The 20,530-nt window shown below is 57.3% G+C and carries 10 protein-coding genes, 6 pseudogenes and 1 other annotated feature; of the genes and pseudogenes, 10 read left to right on the top strand and 6 right to left on the bottom strand.

The window, feature by feature from the left end:
• Positions 1–355 precede the first annotated feature (355 nt).
• The 4 genes and pseudogenes from DXA70_RS02015 (at position 356) to DXA70_RS02000 (ending at position 4,840) form a co-directional block, all read left to right on the top strand.
• Entirely contained in the window at positions 356–1,363 is a 1,008-nt protein-coding gene (locus tag DXA70_RS02015) for a LacI family DNA-binding transcriptional regulator (RefSeq protein ID WP_128117462.1), read from the top strand.
• A 95-nt stretch (positions 1,364–1,458) separates the two neighbouring features.
• Positions 1,459–2,902, top strand: a pseudogene (locus DXA70_RS02010) (carbohydrate ABC transporter substrate-binding protein).
• A 94-nt stretch (positions 2,903–2,996) separates the two neighbouring features.
• A complete protein-coding gene (locus DXA70_RS02005) occupies positions 2,997–3,971 on the top strand; it encodes a sugar ABC transporter permease (RefSeq protein WP_128117461.1) in 975 nt (324 codons plus the stop codon).
• A gap of 2 nt (positions 3,972–3,973) precedes the next feature.
• Positions 3,974–4,840 (top strand): carbohydrate ABC transporter permease, encoded by an 867-nt coding sequence (locus tag DXA70_RS02000; protein ID WP_128117460.1) that lies wholly within the window; start codon positions 3,974–3,976, stop codon positions 4,838–4,840.
• A 405-nt stretch (positions 4,841–5,245) separates the two neighbouring features.
• On the opposite strand, the gene DXA70_RS01995 is transcribed toward DXA70_RS02000, so the two are convergent.
• Together DXA70_RS01995 and ftsH are read right to left on the bottom strand one after the other, a co-directional pair.
• Complete coding sequence (locus tag DXA70_RS01995) at positions 5,246–5,878, bottom strand: transcriptional regulator, IclR family protein (RefSeq protein WP_128117459.1); 633 nt, start codon at positions 5,876–5,878, stop codon at positions 5,246–5,248.
• 150 nt (positions 5,879–6,028) lie between these two features.
• Positions 6,029–7,890: pseudogene (ftsH, locus tag DXA70_RS01990) on the bottom strand (ATP-dependent zinc metalloprotease FtsH).
• A gap of 222 nt (positions 7,891–8,112) precedes the next feature.
• Positions 8,113–8,377 (top strand) — a binding site (T-box leader).
• A 144-nt stretch (positions 8,378–8,521) separates the two neighbouring features.
• On the opposite strand from ftsH, the pseudogene DXA70_RS01985 reads away from it, so the two are divergent.
• The 5 genes and pseudogenes from DXA70_RS01985 (at position 8,522) to ilvA (ending at position 14,438) form a co-directional block, all read left to right on the top strand.
• Positions 8,522–10,173 (top strand): annotated as a pseudogene (locus DXA70_RS01985) (2-isopropylmalate synthase).
• Positions 10,174–10,211: 38 nt separating this feature from the next.
• The gene (leuC, locus tag DXA70_RS01980) at positions 10,212–11,471 is read left to right on the top strand and encodes a 3-isopropylmalate dehydratase large subunit (RefSeq protein ID WP_128117457.1); all 1,260 of its coding nucleotides are present in this window, start codon (positions 10,212–10,214) and stop codon (positions 11,469–11,471) included.
• A 19-nt stretch (positions 11,472–11,490) separates the two neighbouring features.
• On the top strand, positions 11,491–11,976 hold the full coding sequence (leuD, locus tag DXA70_RS01975) for a 3-isopropylmalate dehydratase small subunit (RefSeq protein ID WP_112116369.1): 486 nt from the start codon (positions 11,491–11,493) through the stop codon (positions 11,974–11,976).
• Between the two features lie 11 nt (positions 11,977–11,987).
• A pseudogene (leuB, locus tag DXA70_RS01970) lies at positions 11,988–13,060 on the top strand (3-isopropylmalate dehydrogenase).
• A gap of 172 nt (positions 13,061–13,232) precedes the next feature.
• Positions 13,233–14,438 (top strand): threonine ammonia-lyase, encoded by a 1,206-nt coding sequence (gene ilvA / locus DXA70_RS01965; RefSeq protein ID WP_128117456.1) that lies wholly within the window; start codon positions 13,233–13,235, stop codon positions 14,436–14,438.
• A 73-nt stretch (positions 14,439–14,511) separates the two neighbouring features.
• Here ilvA and DXA70_RS01960 read toward each other — a convergent pair whose 3' ends face one another.
• The gene (locus DXA70_RS01960; protein ID WP_128117455.1) at positions 14,512–15,411 is read right to left on the bottom strand and encodes a LysR family transcriptional regulator; all 900 of its coding nucleotides are present in this window, start codon (positions 15,409–15,411) and stop codon (positions 14,512–14,514) included.
• 160 nt (positions 15,412–15,571) lie between these two features.
• Here DXA70_RS01960 and DXA70_RS01955 point away from each other — a divergent pair.
• A pseudogene (locus DXA70_RS01955) lies at positions 15,572–16,872 on the top strand (adenylosuccinate synthase).
• A 140-nt stretch (positions 16,873–17,012) separates the two neighbouring features.
• Here the strand turns inward: DXA70_RS01955 and DXA70_RS01950 are convergent.
• The 3 genes and pseudogenes from DXA70_RS01950 to DXA70_RS01940 all read right to left on the bottom strand — a co-directional run bounded on the left by DXA70_RS01950 (position 17,013) and on the right by DXA70_RS01940 (position 20,525).
• On the bottom strand, positions 17,013–17,723 hold the full coding sequence (locus DXA70_RS01950; RefSeq protein ID WP_128117454.1) for a response regulator transcription factor: 711 nt from the start codon (positions 17,721–17,723) through the stop codon (positions 17,013–17,015).
• Positions 17,716–19,599: a DUF4118 domain-containing protein gene (locus tag DXA70_RS01945; RefSeq protein ID WP_128117471.1), complete on the bottom strand. Its 1,884-nt coding sequence runs from the start codon at positions 19,597–19,599 to the stop codon at positions 17,716–17,718. Before DXA70_RS01945 ends, DXA70_RS01950 begins: the two co-directional genes overlap by 8 nt.
• Positions 19,600–19,878: 279 nt before the next feature.
• Positions 19,879–20,525, bottom strand: a pseudogene (locus DXA70_RS01940) (TrkA family potassium uptake protein).
• Positions 20,526–20,530: the final 5 nt, after the last annotated feature.

Genomic DNA, 20,530 nt, shown 5'->3' with positions numbered 1-20,530 from the left:
GGAGGGCCTCTGACCGGAAAATTTGAGAAAATGTCCGGCAGCGGGATGCCCTGACGGGGGCAAAAGGGAAAGAGCCGAAACCCATTCTTAAAGTAATTATAAGACCGGGCCGGAGAAACGAAAATGAGAACGAAAAAGAATTCGGTAATGAACGAAACAGAGCGAAAATGGCGCGGAGTGCACAGTTTTGAACAATTGAAATGACGCAAAGTGCTGAAAAGAGGTCAATAAGACCAAAACTTTTTATTTGATTCTTGATTTTTCGTGTGAATTGCGCTATCATGAAGTTGCGAAAACGATTTAGACTTCCTGCGAAGCCAAAATCGAAAAGTTCCTCGGGAGGAGGACGACCCAAATGTCATCCCTGAAAGATCTGGCACGGGAGTGCGGAGTCTCGGTAGCCACCGTGAGCAAGGCGCTCAACGGCCAGCACGATATCTCCGATGCCACCCGGGCCCGCGTCCGTGAAGCAGCCGAGCGGCTGGGCTATGTGCCCAACATGGCGGCCCGCTCCATGAAGACCAACCGTACTTATAACCTCGGCGTTCTGTTTGTGGACGAACGCCAGAGCGGCCTGAGCCACGAATATTTCTCCGCCGTGCTGGACAGTTTCAAAGTCCGGGTGGAGCGGCTGGGCTACGATATCACCTTTATCAACCGCAACCTGGGCGGCAAAACGATGACCTACCTGGAGCACTGCCATTACCGCGGTGTGGACGGCGTGGTGATCGCCTGTGTGGACTTCTACGACCCCCAGGTGGTGGAGCTGGTCAACAGCGATGTCCCCGTGGTCACCATCGATCATGTGTTCAACAACCGGATGGCGATCCTTTCCGATAACGTAAACGGTTTACAGGCGTTGGTGCGCTGCGCTTACGCCAATGGCCACCGGAGGATCGCGTTCATCCACGGCGAACGGACCGCCGTGACCGAGAACCGCCTGGCCGGTTTTTACAAGATCTGTGCCGAGCTGGGGCTCGAGATCCCGGATGTTTATGTGCGGGAGGGCGTTTACCACGACGCTGACCGCTGCGCGGAGGAGACAAAATTCCTGCTGTCTCTGCCCCAGCGCCCCACCTGCATCATCTTCCCGGACGACTTCTCCGCGCTGGGCGGCTACAATGCCATTGCCGAGGCGGGCCTGAGCATCCCGGAGGACATCTCCGTGATGGGATATGACGGCATCTACCTTTCCCGGGTGGTCAAGCCCGAGCTGGTGACCTACCAGCAGGACACCACCATGCTGGGCCGGACGGCAGCCGACAAGCTGATCCAGATGGTCGAGCATCCCCGCATCACCCTGGCGGAACAGGTGCTGGTGACCGGAAAACTGCTGACAGGCCGCTCCGTCAAACACATTTAACGTTGTTCCTGTAAGCTTTGGGCGTTCCGAAGCTTTGAAAAATCTCAGAAAATGGAATCCAAACCATAAGAAACCGTTGAAGGAGGTTTACTCTTATGAAAAAGATCTCTCGTCGTAATTTCCTGCTCGCTTCCGGCGCTGTTACCATTTCGGCTGCCCTGACTGCATGTGGCGGTTCTTCTTCTAGCACGGCTCCCGCTTCCAGTGCTGCTCCCGCTTCTTCCGCAGCCGCTTCCGAGGCTCCTGCCGCCGGCGGCAAGGTTCTGAACATCTGGTGCTGGAACGATGAGTTCCAGAGCCGTTTCAACGATTATTACCCCGAGGTCAAGGAGATCGCGGCCGATAAGTCCACCACCACCCTGAACGACGGCACCGTCGTCAAGTGGACCATCAACGCCAACGAGAACAACAACTACCAGAACAAGCTGGATGAGGCCCTGTTGAGCCAGGATTCCGCTGCCGATGACGATAAGATCGACATCTTCCTGATCGAGCTGACTACGCCCTGAAGTATGTGGATTCCGATTATGTTCTGGACGTCAAGGCAGACATCGGCCTGACCGACTCTGACCTGGCCGGCCAGTACCAGTACACCAAGGACATCGTCACCGTCGATGGCAGCCAGCGCGGCACCACTTGGCAGGCGACCCCGGGCCTGTTTGCATACCGCCGCAGCATCGCCAAGGATGTGCTGGGCACCGACGACCCCACCGAAGTGCAGACCTATCTGTCCGACTGGGATAAGTTCAACGATGTGGCCGCACAGGCTGCTGCCAAGGGCTACAAGATGCTCTCCGGTTTTGACGATGCTTACCGTACGTTCTCCAACAACGTGGCAGCTCCCTGGGTGGACGGCACCACCGTCAAGGTAGACCCCAACATCATGAAGTGGGTGGACCAGACCAAGGAGTACACCGATAAGGGCTACAACAACAAGTCCAGCCTGTGGGACAGCCAGTGGGCAGCCGACCAGGGCCCCACCGGTAAGGTCTTCGGCTTCTTCTACTCCACCTGGGGCATCAACTTCACCCTGCTGGGCAACTCTCTGGAGACCCCTGTGGCCGAGGGCGGCAAGGAAGAAGTGGGCAACGGCATCTACGGCGATTACGCTGTGTGCGAAGGCCCTCAGCCCTACTACTGGGGCGGTACCTGGATCTGCGGCGCGGCCGGCAGCGATAACATTGAGACCATCAAGGACGTCATGCAGAAGCTGACCTGCGACGAAGCCATCATGAAGCAGATCACCATGGATACCCAGGACTACACCAACAACGAAAAGGCCATGGAAGAGATCGCAGCCAGCGATTACAGCTCCGCGTTCCTGGGCGGCCAGAACCATATTGCCCTGTTTGCTGAGGCAGCAAGAAGATCGATATGTCCAACGCCGGCCCGTATGACCAGGGCCTGAACGAGAGCTTCCAGACTGCATTCAAGGATTACTTCACCGGCAACGTGGATGAGGACACCGCAAAGGCAAACTTCGAGACCGCCATCAAGGAGAAGTACCCCGAGTTGACCGATGTGGTCTGGCCGGCATAACCAACGCACGACTTCGGCAGGCAAAACTGAATCGAGGGGGCGGGCAGAGCGCCCGCCCCTTTTTGCCTGTAACCATCGTCAGGAGGGCAGTCTCATGGGAGAAAAAACAAAAAAGAAAGGGTCGATCAGCTACGCGAAGTGGGGCTACATCTTCATTGCACCGTTTTTCATCATCTTCGCGGTCTTTCAGCTGATCCCTCTGGTCTCCACCATTTATTACAGCTTTTTTGAGTATTACCGCAGCGGCCTGAAGATCATCGGCCCCAGCTTTGTGGGCCTGAAAAACTACATCACCCTGTTTACCACCGATCTTCCCAAGTACTTTGGCAACACCATCCTGCTGTGGATCATCGGCTTTATCCCGCAGATCGCCGTCTCGCTGCTGCTGGCAGCCTGGTTCACCGACCTGCGCCTCAAGCTGAAAGGCCAGACGTTCTTCAAGACGGTCATCTACATGCCCAACCTGATCATGGCTTCGGCATTCGCCATGCTGTTCTTCGCGCTGTTCTCGGACAACGGCCCGGTCAACGCGGTGCTGATGAGCATGGGCACCATCTCGGAGCCCGTCAGTTTCCTGAACACGGTCTGGGGCAACCGGGCGCTCATCGGCCTGATGAACTTCCTGATGTGGTTCGGCAACACCACCATCATGCTGATGGCCGCCATCATGGGTGTGGACCCCACCCTGTATGAGGCAGCCGAGCTGGATGGCTGCACCCCGAACCAGATGTTCTGGAAGATCACCATTCCCCTCATCCGGCCCATCCTCGTGTATGTGATGATCACCTCGATGATCGGCGGTCTGCAGATGTTTGACGTGCCGCAGATCCTGACCAACGGCAAGGGCGGCCCGGACCGCACTTCCACCACCATGATCATGTACCTGAACAACCATCTGTTCAGCAAGAACTATGGCATGGCCGGTGCCGTCTCGGTGGTGCTGTTCCTCGTCTGCGCGGTGCTCTGCGTGGTGGTCTACTTCTCCCTCACCAAGGAAGATGACGGTCTGACCAAAGCCCAGCGCAAACAGCTCAAGCAAGCCCAAAAGGCAGCGAAAGGAGGAAAGTGAATATGGCACACACTCCACGGAATGAATCCGAAAAAGCCACCCTTGTGGCACGCCGCGCGTGGTGCTACCTGGTATTAGTCTTCTTCAGCTTCCTGTGCCTGTTCTTCTTCTACATTCTGGTCATCAACTCCACCCGTACCCACTTCGAGATCCAGAAAGGCTTCTCCCTGCTGCCGGGCAAATCGCTGGTGACGAACTTTAAAAACGTGCTGGCCGATGCCAACATTCCGGTGTTGACGGGTATCCGCAACAGCCTCATCGTTTCGGCCTGCTCGGCGGCCCTCAGCGTCTACTTTTCGGCCCTGACGGCCTACGGCATCTACGCCTACAACTTCAAATTCAAGAAAGCGGCGTTCGCCATCATCCTGCTCATCATGACCATGCCGACGCAGGTGTCGGCGCTGGGCTTCCTCCAGCTCATCACCAAGATGGGGTTGAAGAACAGCTTCATTCCGCTGATCGTGCCCAGCATTGCGGCCCCGGCAGTCTTCTTCTTCATGAAGCAGTATCTGGACGCCAGCCTCCCCATGGAGATCGTGGAAGCCGCCCGCATGGACGGCGCGGGCGAGTTCTACACGTTTAACAAGATCGTGCTCCCCATCATGAAGCCCGCTCTGGCAGTGCAGGCCATCTTCTCGTTCGTGGCCAGCTGGAACAACTACTTCATCCCCGCTCTGGTGCTGGACAGCGCCGATAAAAAGACCCTGCCCATCCTCATTGCACAGCTCCGCAGTGCTGATTTCCTCAAGTTTGATATGGGCAAGGTGTATATGATGGTGGCCATCGCCATCCTGCCCGTCATCATCGTCTACCTGCTGCTCTCCAAGTTCATCGTCCGCGGTGTGGCTTTGGGAGGAGTGAAAGGCTAAAGCTGCGACCGCCGCCTGCGAGCAAAGACTTCCCCGCTCCGGGGGAAGATGTCACGCAAGTGACAAAAAGGGGAGTACAGGGAGCAGCTTTAGGCGCCGCGGTCTGCAGGATGCGAGGCCCGCCCAAGGGCCGAAGCAGACGCAGGGCACCGCAAGAGGGCGCTGAAGCCGTTATCCGAAAAGGAAAACGTGTGAAGCTTGATGTACTCCGTGGCCTGACAGAACCTCTCAGTCACGCTTCGCGTGCCAGCTCTCCTGAAAAGGAGAGCCAAGAACAGGAGTTTTCACCTCAGAAAACCAATTGAAACAGAACAGCGCCCCTGCAGGAAGATCCCTGCGGGGGCGCTGCTTTTTGGTCGGATTCAGGAAACTGGAAAGGGAGGAAAGATTTGAAAAACGGAGATCTCAGCGGCCGATGAGGAGGTCACGGCGGCTGCGGCCCTTGACGGTGAGACAGGCGCGGGAACCGATGTGGCGGAGCACCACCTTGTCATTGGCGCTGTAGCCATCGCACAGCAGGGTCAGGTTGAGGGTGGTGGAGGTCTTGTTGGTCTGCAGCACCACGGTGCTCACACCATTGTTCATCAGGGTCTGCATGTCCAGGATGGTGGCGCGGAACGTGGCCACATTCTCGGGAAAGTCCAGCGTCAGCACGCTGCCCTCCTGCCGGGCGGTGTAGAGCACCTGCTTGCCCAGCAGGCCCTTGACGGTGTAGTGGGCCTGCGCCTTTTCCACCTGCGTGTCCGAGGGCAGGGGAGTGTCCAGGTCACCGGCAGAGATCAGCATAATGTTGCCCTGAATGGGGTTGCCCCCCGGGGCAGCATAGCCGCCGTAGTTGGGATCCACCTCGCCCACAGCGACATCCGCGCTGTGGAGGGCAACATCGCCCTGTACCATGACTTCCTGCGGGGGCATATAACCGGCGACGACACCATCGTCCTCAGCAGCGAAAGCACCGGTAGCCAGGGTGGCGGCGGTGGCCAGCACCAGGGCGGCGGCAGCGGTCTTGCGGGCAAACTTCTTGTTCAGCAGTCTCATAGGAATTTCCTCCTGTTTTTGTTTCAAGTAGCAGTGAGCGGGGCGTTGAAAGCGGAGTTGGGGGACTGCGCTTTTTGGCGCTACAAAGGTATCCCAAAATCGCCCCGTCTGTACTGAATACGAATAAGGCGGTGAGATTATTGCGGAAAATTATTCTTTTATTTTTTCTTCGGCGGGAGCAGCGGATTCGTCCTCCCGGTTGAGGATGTTCATGAACTCCTCGCCGGTGATGGTCTCTTTCTCGTAGAGGTACTTTGCCAGCTCGTCCAGCTTTGCACGGTTCTCGGTCAGGATCCGGAGAGCCTTGGCGTGTTCTGCCTTGACCAGCTCCACCACTTTCTGGTCGATCTCCCGCTGGGTCTGGGCCGAGCAGGCCAGCGAGGAATCGCCGCCCAGATACTGATTGGTAACGGTCTCCAGAGCTACCATGTCAAAGTCCTTGCTCATGCCGTAGCGGGTGATCATGGCACGGGCCAGCTTGGTGGCCTGCTCGATATCGTTGGAAGCACCGGTGGTGACGGAACCGAAGACCACTTCCTCGGCGGCGCGGCCGCCGGTGAGGGTGGCAATCTTGTTTTCCAGCTCCTCTTTGCTCATGAGATAATGGTTGCCCTCATCCACCTGCATGGTGTAGCCCAGCGCACCCGAGGTGCGGGGGATGATGGTGATCTTCTGCACCGGGGCGGAGTGGTTCTGCAGGGCTGCCACCAGGCATGGCCGATCTCGTGGTAAGCCACGATGCACTTTTCGTGGTCGGTGAGGATGGAATTCTTCTTCTGATAGCCAGCAATGACCACCTCGATGCTCTCTTCCAGGTCGGCCTCGGTCACGCTCTTGCGGCCCGCGCGGACCGCCCGCAAGGCGGCTTCGTTGACGATGTTGGCCAGCTCCGCGCCGGAAGCGCCGGAGGCCATCCGGGCCACGGTATTGAAATCCACGCCCGGGGCCAGTGCGATCTTTTTGGCGTGGACTTTCAGGATCTCCTCCCGGCCCTTGAGGTCGGGCAGCTCCACGGGCACCCGGCGGTCAAAGCGGCCGGGGCGGGTGAGGGCCGGGTCCAGAGACTCCGGGCGGTTGGTGGCGGCCAGAATGATGACGCCGTTGTTGTTCTCAAAGCCATCCATCTCGGTCAGCAGCTGGTTCAGGGTCTGCTCCCGCTCGTCGTTGCCGCCGTACTGGCCGCTGTTGCGCTTCTGGCCAATGGCGTCGATCTCATCAATGAAGACGATGCAGGGGGCTTTCTCCTTGGCCTGCTTGAACAGGTCACGGACTTTGGAAGCGCCCATGCCCACGAACATTTCCACGAACTCGGAGCCGGACATGGAGAAGAACGGCACGTTGGATTCACCAGCCACAGCCTTGGCCAGCATGGTCTTGCCGGTGCCCGGAGGGCCCACCAGCAGGATGCCCTTGGGCATCGTGGCGCCGATCTCCTTATATTTGGTGGGGTCGTGCAGGTAATCCACGATCTCCTGCAGGTTCTCCTTGGCTTCGTCCTCGCCAGCCACATCGGCAAAGCGGATGCCGTGGGTGGATTGGACGTAGACCTTGGCGTTGGATTTGCCCACGCCGCCAAACATCATGGAGCCCGCGCCGCCGCCCGCCTTATCCATCAGCTTTTTGTTCATGTAGTTGCCCAGTGCCACAAAGAGGACGATGGGCAGCACGAAGCTGGCGAGGAAGCTCAGCAGGGGAGAGGCCTGCTCCACGATCTCGCTGGAGAACTGGGCCCCGGCGTCGTACAGGCGCTCGGTGAGGTTGGGGTCACTCATGAGGCCGGTCTTATACACCTGCGTGTTCTCTTTATCGGTAAATAAGATCTGGTTGGATTCAATGTCCACCCGGCCAATGTTTTTTTCTTCTGTCATGGACATGAACGTGCCGTAGTCCACTTCTTTGATCTGCCGCTCACTTGCCCACGGCACGACGACAAAGTTGAGGACCAGCAGGATCACCAGCACGATGGCGTAGTAGATGGCCAATGGCTTTTTGGGTGTCTTGACTTCTTTCATCTTGATTCCTCCCTCGGTTTGAATCTGTAAATATCATAGCACAGCCCCAATAAAGGTGACAGGGGTTTGAGGGCATGTTTCCAAAAACTTAGCAGAAACTTCATAAATCAATTCTGCAAAATTGTGCCTCATGATTTGTGAATTTGTTTCATCTTGACTATGAAGAAAACTGCTTGACAGACCCCGGAAAGGATGTTAAACTAAGCTCACTTTGAATCAAGCGCAAATGCGTTGACGGGGAAAAAACGATTTTCTTCTGCGTGCAGAGAGCTGCCGGGCGGTGCAAGGCAGTGCGGAGGGTTTCGGTTACTGGCCCCTGAGCGGCAGGGCTGAAACAGACAGTAGGCCCTGACGGATGCCCACCGTTACGCGGGCAGCGATTCGCCCCCAAAAGCCGATCGTGTCGAGTGGCTGTGTTGTGCAACACGGCAAAGAGAGTGGTACCACGGGTGCCCTGTAACAGAATTTACAGGCTCTCGTCTCTCAAGGGCTTCGTCCTTTGAGAGGCGGGAGCCTTTTCGTTTCCTCTCGTTGGCTCCCCTGATCGGGGAGCTGGACCCGCCAGAGCGCGGACGGAGAGGTTTTGTTTGAAATAAAAAGAGTGTGTAAGAAAGATCAGGAGGACAAAAAGATGATGGACGCTACCAAGTACGCACCGGGTTATTACCCGGTCCCTGCCGGGTATGACAGCTGGGTCAAGAAAGACCACATTGAAAAGGCACCGGCCTGGTGCAGCGTGGACCTGCGCGACGGCAACCAGGCGTTGATCGTGCCCATGAGCCTGGAGGAAAAGCTGGAGTTCTTCCAGATGCTGGTCAAGATCGGTTTTAAAGAGATCGAAGTCGGCTTCCCCGCTGCCAGCGATACCGAGTATGAGTTCCTGCGGACCCTGATCGAGAAGAACATGATCCCCGAGGATGTCACGGTGCAGGTGCTGACCCAGTGCCGCGACCACATCATCCGCAAGACCTTTGAGGCTGTCAAGGGTGCCCCCCGGGCCGTCATCCACTTCTATAATTCCACCTCCGTGGCGCAGCGGGAGCAGGTGTTCCACAAGAGCAAGGAGGAGATCAAGAAGATCGCCACCGACGGCGCCAAGCTGGTCAAGCAGCTCAGCCAGGAGTATGAGGGCAACTTCCTGTTCGAGTACAGCCCTGAGAGCTTCACCGGCACTGAGGTGGATTACGCTGTGGAGGTCTGCAACGCCGTGCTGGACATCATGGAGCCCACGCCCGACCGCCCCATGATCATCAACCTGCCCGTCACCGTTGAGATGAGCATGCCCCATGTTTACGCAAATCAGATCGAGTATTGCGATAAACACCTCTCTCACCGCGACAGCGTCATCATCTCCACCCACCCCCACAATGACCGCGGCACCGGCGTGGCCTGCGCAGAGCTGGCGGTGCTGGCAGGTGCCCAGCGCGTGGAGTGCTGCCTGTTCGGCAATGGCGAGCGCACCGGCAACGTGGATGCCGTGACCCTGGCCATGAACCTGTACAGCCATGGCGTGGACCCCAAGCTGGACTTCTCCAACATGCCGGAGATCTGCGACACTTATGAGCGCATGACCCGGATGCATATTTATGAGCGCACCCCCTACGCCGGTCAGCTGGTGTTTGCGGCGTTTTCCGGCAGCCACCAGGACGCCATCGCCAAGGGCATGGCTTACCGCAAAGAGCGCGGCGAGCACCGCTGGACCTGCCCCTACATCCCCATCGACCCCCACGATATCGGCCGTACCTATGACGCCGACGTCATCCGGATCAACAGCCAGAGCGGCAAGGGCGGTATCGGCTTTGTGCTGGAGCAGAACTACGGCTACAACCTGCCCCCCAAGATGCGCGAGGCTCTGGGCTACAAGGTCAAGAGCGTGTCCGACCACAGCCACAAGGAGCTAAGTGCAGGCGAGGTGCTCCACATCTTCGAGGAGAACTACCTCAACCGGGTCAAGCCGCTGTCTGTGGTGGAAGCCCACTTCGCACAGGTCAACGGCATTACCGCCACCGTCACGCTGGACCTCAACGGCCAGCGCAAGGTCATCACCTCGGTGGGCAATGGCCGGCTGGACGCCGTGGCAAACGCCATCCAGAGTGCCACCGGCATGGACTTCCATCTGGAGACCTACTCCGAGCACAGCCTGGATGAGGGCTCTACCTCCCGCGCTGCTTCCTATGTCGGCCTGATGTGGGGCGACAACACCGTCACCTGGGGCGCTGGCACCGATACCGACATTATCGTGGCGGGCATCAAGCACTGGTCAGTGCCATCAACAGCAAGTAAATGAACGATAGACCCTAAAGATAAAAGGAGAGAGTATCATGGGAATGACCCTGACGCAGAAAATTCTGGCCGCTCACGCAGGTCTTGCCGAGGTCAAGGCAGGCCAGCTCATCAACGCCAAGCTCGACATCGTGCTGGGCAATGATATCACCACTCCCGTTGCCGTCAACGAGTTTGAAAAGGCCGGGTTCCACAGCGTGTTCGACAAAGAGCACATCGCCATCGTGCTGGATCACTTTGTCCCCAACAAGGACATCAAGAGCGCGCAGCAGTCCAAGCAATGCCGCGAGTTTGCCAATCAGTACGATATCCTCAATTTCTACGATGTGGGCCAGATGGGCGTGGAGCACGCCCTCCTGCCCGAAAAAGGCATCGTGACGGCGGGTGACTGCGTCATCGGCGCCGACAGCCACACCTGCACCTACGGTGCACTGGGTGCGTTCTCCACCGGTGTGGGCTCCACCGATATGGCCGCCGGTATGGCCACCGGCATGGCATGGTTCAAGGTGCCCTCCGCCATCAAGTTTGTCCTCAAGGGCAAGTTCGGTCCCCGCGTCTGCGGCAAGGACCTCATCCTCCACATCATCGGCAGGATCGGTGTGGACGGTGCGCTGTACAAATCCATGGAATTCACCGGGCCGGGCGTGGCCGCCCTGACCATGGACGACCGCCTGACCGTCTGCAACATGGCCATTGAGGCCGGCGCCAAGAACGGCATCTTCCCCGTGGACGAGGTGACCAAGGCTTACCTCAAGGGACGCAGCCAGCGGGAGCCGGTCTTCTATGAGGCAGACCCCGATGCCGAGTACGAGAAGACCATTGAGATCGACCTCGACACGCTGGAGCCTACTGTCAGCTACCCCCACCTGCCCGAGAATACCCACGTTGCCAGCGAGGGCAAGGACATCAAGATCGATCAGGTGGTCATCGGCAGCTGCACCAATGGCCGTCTGGAGGATATGGAGGCCGCTTATAACATCCTCAAGGGCAAGCACATTGCCAAAGGTGTGCGCGGCATCATCATCCCCGCCACCATGGATGTTTACAAAGAGTGCATCCTCCGCGGCTGGACCACGGCGTTCATTGATGCAGGCTGCATCGTGTCCACCCCCACCTGCGGCCCCTGCCTGGGCGGTTACATGGGCATCCTGGCCGAGGGTGAGCGCTGCGTTTCCACCACCAACCGCAACTTCGTGGGCCGCATGGGCCATGTGAAGAGCGAGGTCTACCTGGCCTCTCCCGCCACCGCTGCTGCCAGTGCTCTGACGGGCTACATCACCGACCCCCGCACGGTCTGACGAAAGGAGAGTAACTGCCATGAATGCAAACGGTTCTGTTTTCAAATACCCCGATAACGTCGATACGGACGTCATCATCCCTGCCCGCTACCTGAACACCCCCAATGCCCAGGAGCTGGCCACCCACTGCATGGAGGACATCGACAAAGAGTTCATCCACAACGTGAAAGACGGCGACATCATGGTCGGCGGCTGGAACTTCGGCTGCGGCTCCTCCCGCGAGCACGCCCCGCTGGCCATCAAGACGGCGGGCATCTCGGTGGTCATCGCCAAGAGCTTTGCCCGCATCTTCTACCGCAACAGCATCAACATCGGCCTGCCCATCATGGAGTGCCCGGAGGCCGTGGACGCCATCCATGCAGGGGACAATGTGACCGTGGATTTTGACACCGGTGTCATCACCGATGTGACCACCGGCAAGGTCTTCCAGGCCGAGCCGTTCCCACCGTTTATCCAGAAGATCATCGCCGATGGCGGCCTGATGAAGTCTCTGACCAAGAAGTAAGGAGAAGACCCATGGAGAAAAATATTGCCGTCATCTGGGGCGACTGCTCCAGCCCGGAGATCGTGAAGCAGACCCTCCGCGTTCTCGATAAGGTGGCCGAAAAGTATGGCCATACGTTCCACTATACCGACGCTGCCATGGGCGGCGAGGCCATTGACAAGTACGGCGACCCGCTGCCTCAGCACGAGCTGGACAAGTGCCTGGCCGCCGACAGCGTCCTGCTGGGTGCGGTGGGCGGCCCCAAGTGGGAGGGCCTGCCCGGCGATAAGCGCCCCGAGAAAGGCCTGCTCCGCCTCCGTGCCGGCATGGGCCTCTACTCCAACCTCCGCCCCGCCAAGATCTGGCCCCAGCTGGCCCCGGCCAGCCCCCTCAAGCCGGAGATCGTGGCACAGGGCATTGATTTCATCATCGTCCGGGAGCTGATCGGCGGCGTGTACTTCGGCGAGCACAAGACCGAGACGCTGGCAAATGGCGAGAAGCAGGCCGTCGATTCGATGCCCTACTCCGAGCACGAGATCGAGCGGATCGGTCGCATCGGCTTTGAGACGGCCCAAAAGCGCAATAAGAAGCTCTGCTGCGTGGATAAGGCCAATGTACTGGACACCAGCCGCCTGTGGCGGGAGGTCATGCACCGCCTGCAGGCCGAGTACCCGGATGTGGAGTACAGCGAGATGTTCGTGGACAACTGCGCCATGCAGATCGTTAAGAACCCGGCTCAGTTCGACGTCATCGTCACCGAGAACATGTTCGGCGACATCCTTTCGGATGAGGCTTCCATGATCACCGGCTCCATCGGAATGATCCCCTCCTCCTCTCTGGGCGAGGGTACCCGCGGCCTGTATGAGCCCATTCACGGTTCTGCTCCGGACATCGCGGGAAAGGATATCGTCAACCCAACCGCCTGCATCCTGTCTGCCGCTATGATGCTGCGCTACTCCTTTGGCATGGCCGAAGAGGCCGAGGCCATTGAGAACGCCGTCAGCAAGGTGTTGGACAAGGGCCTGCGCACCGCCGACAACATGAGCGACGGCTGCACCTGCCTGGCTGCACCGCCATGGGCGACGCCATCCTTGCAGAAATTTAAAAAGGGAAAGCAGAAAAGAGTCAGCATCATCGGGGGACCCCCGGCGGTGTTGACTCTTTTCCTGTTGCCGCGTCAAACTGTGAAATATCTTCATTTGACAAAACAATTTTGGTATTCTATACTATTTTCTGTCACACGAAATTTTACAAAAACAGGATAGGAAGTAGTTGTCATGCTGACTCTGGATAAGATCTACCACGCCGCCTTTGTTCTTAAGGACGTTGCACGCAAGACCGACCTCATCGAGGCACCCAAGCTGTCGAAAGACTGCCAGCTCTACCTCAAGACTGAAAATCTGCAGGCCACGGGCAGCTTCAAAGTGCGCGGCGCTTACTATAAAATCAGCCAGCTTTCCAAGGAAGAAAGCGAAAAAGGCGTCATTGCCTGCTCGGCGGGCAACCACGCCCAGGGCGTGGCGCTGGCAGCCACCCGCCGCGGCATCAAGAGCATTGTCTGTATGCCGGATGGTGCCCCCATCATGAAAGTGGAAAACACCAAGAACCTCGGTGCAGAGGTCTGCCTGGTGCCCGGTACCTATGACGACGCCCACGACAAGGCTGTGGAGCTGCAGGCGGAGACGGGCATGACTTTTATCCACCCCTACGATGACGAGCAGGTGATCGCAGGACAGGGGACCATCGGCCTGGAAATTCTGGAGCAGCTGCCGGATGTGGACGCTGTCATTGTCCCGGTGGGCGGAGGCGGCCTGATCTCGGGTGTGGCTTTTGCGCTCAAGAGCCTCAAACCGGACGTCAAGGTCTACGGCGTGCAGGCCGAGGGTGCCCCTAGCATGTACCGCTCCCTGCACGAGCATAAGTACCAGACCCTGCAAGCAGCCTCCACCTTTGCAGACGGCATTCAGGTCAAGACTCCCGGCGAGCTGACTTACCAGATCTGCGAGGAGTATGTGGACGATATCGTCACCGTGACCGAGGACGAGACCGCCGCCGCCATCCTCTCCCTGATGGAGAACCAGAAGCTGGTGGCCGAGGGTGCCGGCGCGGTGCCGGTGGCTGCTGCCCTGTTCCACAAGCTGCCCATCGAGGGCAAAAAGGTGGTCTGCCTCATCTCGGGCGGCAACATTGACGTGAACATCCTCAACCGTGTCATCACCCGTGGTCTGGTCATGAGTGGCCGCAAGGCCAACCTGACCATCGCACTGGAAGACAAGCCCGGCCAGCTGGAAAAGGTGGCCGCCATCGTTTCCCGCTGCGGCAGCAACGTGGTGTCCGTCCTCCACGACGGTTCCGACCCCAACATGCCCATCTCCAGCTGCTTCCTCAAGCTGGCTCTTGAGACTCGTGACCACGCACAGATCGAGCAGATCCGTACGGAGCTCACCAAAGAAGGCTTCCAGCTGGTGGCCGAGCGAGTATAACTACAAAACCAAAAAAGGAAAAAGGATCAAAACAGCCCGGCTCCCTGTATCACAGCAGGGAGCCGGGCTGTTTTCAGCATTTATGGTCGGCAGCCGTCAGCAGCTGCTGGAACTTCCGGGCCGCCGTATTCAGCGGGCGGTGATGGTCGTAGACGAGGCAGATGGAACGGGTGGGGATGATCTCCTGCAGATGCAGCTGGACGATCTCGCCGCGTTCCAACGGATCTTTGGCCATGGGTTCCGGCACAAAGGCGAGGCCCAGCTCGCTTTTGACCAGCGTGAGCATCTGGTCGGTGGTGGCGGCCTCGGTGTCGGGCTTCAGCACCGCGTCATGCTCCAGGAAGAACTGCCGGTAAAAGCTCCGGGTCATGCTCTCGTCACTCAGGGAGATGAGGGGATAATTGCCCAATTCTTTCAAAGTCAGGTTCTGGCTTGCCAATGCGGTGAACGTCTTGCCGCCCACCAGCACCTCGTAAAACGGTTTCAGCTCCACCATTTTCAAGCCGGACTCGACTTCCGCCGGGGTCGAAATGACCGCAAAATCCACCTCACCGTTTTTCACGGCCTGCACGGCCTGCGGGGTGGAGTGATTTGAGATGCGCAGCCGGATGCCGGGGTACTCGGTGTGGAACGCCCGCAGCTTTTCAGAGAGATAGATGTTCAGGGCCGTTTCCGTGGCGCTGATGCTGATGGCCCCATGCTCCAGGGTGGCACTGGCACTCAGCTCTTCCTCTGCGTCCTGGATCTGCACTGCCGCCGAGGCAATACGGGAGTAGAGCAGCTCCCCCTCGGGCGTCAGGGTGACGCCCCGGTTGGAGCGGATGAAGAGCACGCAGTTGAGCTGGCTTTCCAGCCGGTTCATGGAGTGGGTGATGTTGGGCTGGTTGTTGCCCAGCACACGGGCCGCCTTGGTGAAATTCTGATATTTTGCTACATAGTAAAAGATTTTGTAGTATTCCCAATCCACATACATGGGGAGCTCCTCCTCTGCCATACGCAAATTACATTGCAGCTATGTACAAGATACGTTTTACACATTTTCTGCCTGCTAGTATAATCATACCGCACCCAAAAATCAAGCTGAAATTCCGACCCTGTGCCGGAAATAGATAAAAAGGAGAGCGAAGCATCATATGCTTACCGCAGTTACTGGCATCAACTGGGGCGATGAGGGCAAGGGCCGCGTCATCGATCTGCTGGCTGAAAACGCTGATATCGTCGCCCGCTATCAGGGCGGCAATAACGCCGGACATACCGTTGTCACCGAGAAAGGCAAGTTCATCCTGAACCTGCTGCCCTCGGGCATCCTCCACCCGGAGGTGACCTGTGTGCTGGGCACCGGCATGGTGGTAGACCTGGACCATCTGGCGGGTGAAATGGCCGCTATCGAGGAGCGGGGTGTGGAGATCAGCCCCAAAAACCTCAAACTTTCGGATAAGGCCACCATCTCCATGCCCTGGCACAAAGTACAGGATGGGCTGGAGGAAGACCGTCTGGCCAAGAATGGCACGGCCTTTGGTTCCACCCGGCGGGGCATTGCCTACGCGTACAGCGACAAATACCGCAAAAAGACCCTGCGTTTGGGCGACCTGCTCCACCTGGACGAGGAACGCACCCAGAACCGCCTGCACATGATCCTGGACTCCAAGAACATGGAGCTGGCAGGCTGCTATCATCAGGAAAAAATGTCCTACGACGCGCTGTTCCACTGGTGTGAGGCGCAGGCTGCAAAGTTTGCCCCCTACATCTGCGATGTGGGCGCGTTTTTACAGCAGGCCCACGACAGCGGCAAGCGGATCGTGCTGGAGGCCCAGCTGGGCGCCATGCGGGATATTGATTACGGTATCTTCCCGTTTACATCCAGCTCCAACACGCTGGCGGCTTACGCGCCGCTGGGGGCAGGCATCCCCAACTGCAAGCTGGACCATGTGGTGGGCGTGCTGAAAGCCTACTCCACCTGCGTGGGCGCAGGCCCCTTTGCGGCTGAGAACGCATGGGGGAAGGCTGGAACGAACAGCTGCGCAAGGCTGGCGGAGAGTATGGTGCCGCTACCGGCCGTCCCCGCCGGGTGGGCCCCTTTGACTGTGTGGCCAGCCGCTATGGTCTGGCCTGCCAGGGCGCGGATAAGATCGCCCTTACCAAGCTGGACGTGCTGAGCAGCATGAAAGAGATCCCGGTCATCACCGGCTACAAGCTGGACGGGGTAGAAGTCCCCCGCTTCGATACCCTGTCCGACCTGGACCGTGTGGAGCCTGTTGTCACCATGCTGCCCGGCTGGAACCAGGACATCTCCGGCTGCCAGAGCTGGGAGGAGCTGCCCAAGGAAGCAAAGGCCTATGTGGAGTTTTTGGAAAAAGAGCTGGGCCACGAGATCCAGTTCGTCTCCACGGGTGCCGAGCGCGAAAAATTCGTGCTGAAAGGCGAGTGGCTGTAAAGCCAAAAGCTTCACGCAGAGCACAGGAACCGAAAAACGCGGGAGTCTCCAGAAAGGAGCTCCCGCGTTTTTTGGTTCCATATCGCTATCGTCCGTGGCTTTGGCAGGGTGCGTCCGGGTGGACGCACCCTGTTTTTTTACTATGCTTCATCGTTTTCTGCGCGCAGCATTCGGTATCCGACACCAACATGAGTCTGGATCAGATGCGGCGCATCCGGGTTTCGTTCCAATTTTTTGCGCAGGGATGCCATGTAAACTCGCAAGGAAGCAATGTCATTTTCCTGCGTACTGCCCCATACTTTCTGCGTGAGGGAGGTATGCGTCAGCACTTTGCCCACATTATGCGCCAGCACACACAGCAGTTTGTACTCGATGGGAGTCAAATGCAATTCATTCTCGCTCAGCCAGACGCAGCCTGCCGAGAAGTCGATCTTCAAAGGACCATTGACAAAAACCGGGCTGTTGATACCGTCAGAAGCCAGCAGATTCAATCGGCGCTGCGTTACACGCAGTCTTGCCAGCAGCTCATCCACGGAAAACGGCTTTGTCAGATAATCGTCTGCGCCGTTGTCCAGTGCTTCGATCTTATCAGAATCCTCGCTCCGGGCACTCAGGACGATGATGGGCAGGTTCGACCATGTGCGGACGCTGCGGATGACCTCGATGCCGTCGATATCGGGCAGCCCAAGATCCAGCAGCATGATGTCCGGATTGTGGCTGGTAGTCATCATGATCGCCGTTTCCCCATTGGAAGCAGTCAGATATTTATAGCCGTGGGTCTTCAGGGTCGTTGTGATCAGACACCGTACAGGAACATCATCCTCTACGACCAGAATGGACGGCTTATTCATGAATATTCACCTCACTTTGCGGCAATGCAAAGGAAAAGACACTGCCATTGGGAATGTTGTCACGCAGGGTCAATGTTCCGCCGTGAGCCGTCAGGATCGCTCGGCAGAGGGGCAAACCCAATCCAAGGCTGCGGTGGCTGTCTGCGATACGGCTCTGCCCGGTATAAAACATCTCGAACACCTGTGCTTTTGCGCGATCCGGAATGCCGGGACCGTTATCTGCAACGTCCACTACGACCTGATGGTCTTTCCGGTAAGCCGAGATCTGAATGACCGAGCCCACGGGGGTGTATTTGATGGCATTATCCACCAGATTGACAACGACCTGCATGATCAGCCGTGCATCCACATTGACCAGGAGGATCTCATCCCCATACTGTGTTGTGATGGTGTGTTCGCAGCTTTTCCGGTTGACATGATGCAGTGCTTCTTCGATCATTTCGTCCATCAGCTGCGGCGAGATCTGCAGATTCATCCGTCCATCTTCAATGCGGGTGATGGAAAGCAGATTTTCCACCAGACCGATCAGCCATTGTGCATCATCAAAAATATCGGTGCAGATCTTGTTTCGGGTCTCTGTATCCAGCATTTCTCCGTTGGAAAGCAGATTGCTGGCATTGCCGGAAATGGAGGTCAGCGGGGTGCGCAGGTCATGGGAGATCGTGCGCAGCAGGTTTGCCCGCAGCTCTTCATTTTTTGCCTGCACGGTTGCCTGCTCTTTTTCCAGTGCGTTTCTGCGGTTTTCGATGGCCAGCGCACCTTCGCCCAGAATGGAGAGCAGCACACTGTTTTCAAAGGCATCCAGCGGTTTTTCAGACAGGTCGATCCCAACCACTCCAAACACGCCGCCTCCGGTCCGAAGTGCAAGATAAAGTCCCTTTGCGTCCGGGTAGCTATCCGTGCCTGCACCGGAACGCTTTTTGTTTGCAAATGTCCAATTTGCTGCATCCCGTTCTTCCGGTGCAGAAAAGATGTTTTGCACCGTTTTCCCGTCAACCCCAAAAACCTGTTCTGACCCAAGATCTCCGTTTTGTTCCGGGTAGACGATCAGGCTCCGGTTCAGCAGTTTTATCAGCTGGGAAGCTGTCAGCGAAAAGATTTCTTCTTCACTTTTGGCTTTCTGCAAAAGCTGGTTTGTGTCAAAGAGTATTTTTGTACGGAATGCCGCCTGCGCAGACATTTTTGCATGGTCTTTCAACCGTGTTGTCAGGGTGCAGGTAACGATCGCAGAGGTCAGCATCAGGGCAAATGTGACCGGATAACCGGGGTCATACGCATGGAATGTCAGGCGCGGTTCCGTCAAGAAAAAATTGTATAGCGCAACACTGGCAATGGAGCCCAGCACACCGCAGGTGTAACCGCTGGTACACAATGCGGTGAACAGCACCCCCAGCATATAGAACGTAATAATGTTATAGCGCGCAAAGTCCAGTTGCAAGAAAAAGAAGCCGATGAGCGTGATGCAGCTCAAAATGCCTGCGGTGATCAGTAAATCGCGGACAGAAGGCAGAAACGGACGGATGAACAGCTTCCGTCCTGAGCCGTAGCCGTTTTCTGCAGAAGCATCCGGGATGATGTAAATATCCAGATTAGGCGCAGTCATCGTCAATTTTTCAGTCAGTGACGGTCCACTCCAGAAATGGCGGCGACGTACGCTGGAGCGCCCCAGCACGATTTTGGTAATGCCGGAGACGCGGGCAAACTCTGCGATCTGCTGCGGAATGTCATCCCCGTAGATCGTAGAAATGTCAGCACCTGCCTGCTCTGCCATACGAATGTGCTGCTGCAAGCGCCGACAGTCTTCTTTTCCCATCTGATCCGAGTCAGGCGTCCGGACATACAGAGCTGTGAAGGTCCCTCCAAACGCCTTTGCCATCGTTGCTGCCGTCCGCACGATCTTTGCATTGGAGGGAGAGGACGACAGACACGCCAGAATATGTTCAGTGGGTGGGTCGTTCTGATTCATAAAGATCACCTGCCTTGCCCACAGTATAGCACAATTTGATGGTCACGACCACCAGCCACGTCTTTTTCCTTCCTGTCGAAGGATCTCTTTCCGCATGTGATCCAGCGCATCTGCTGCCCAAAAGCCGCTCGACATGACTCCAAGAACCATCAGCAACAAAACGACATCCATACGATCCGTCCTATCTTTTTAGAGCCGGAAACACTTCTGGATCGATGCGTATTTTCCCAAAACCAGCATACTTTCATCCCGGCACAGCTGCGTATCCGGCGTGATGTTCATATCGAGTTTTCCGTCTTTTTTCAGCGCAAGAATGTTGATGTTATACTTTTTTCGGATATTGATCTCACCGATCGTACGATCCATCCATTCCGGTGGAATGGTCACTTCCATGATGGCGTGGTCGTCCTGAAGCTCGATGTAATCCAGAATGTGTTCGGAGCTGTATCGAATCGCTGCCCACTTTGCCAGCTGCTTTTCCGGATAGACCACTTCATCCGCACCGTTGCGCAGCAAAACTTAGCTTGTACATCCCGCTCTGCACGCGAGACCACAAGCTTTGCGCCCAGCTCCTTGAGCAGTGATGTTGTTTCCAGTGAGCTTTGAAAATTGCCGCCGATGGTTACGATACACACATCAAAATTGCCGACACCAAGGGAGCGCAGAAAGTATTCGCTGGTGCTGTCACCGATCTGTGCATTCGTCACATAGGAAAGCACGGCGTTCACACGGTCTTCGTTGCTGTCAATCGCCATGACCTGATGACCCAGTTCATTCAGTTCCTGCGCAATATGGCGGCCAAAACGGCCAAGCCCGATCAAAAGAATCGATTTCATACTTG

The organism is Faecalibacterium sp. OF04-11AC (assembly GCF_003460645.1).
GTDB classification, from domain to species: domain Bacteria; phylum Bacillota; class Clostridia; order Oscillospirales; family Ruminococcaceae; genus Faecalibacterium; species Faecalibacterium prausnitzii_I.
Note: the sequence above shows the minus strand (reverse complement) of the source record. Positions and strands in the feature narration are given on the sequence as shown.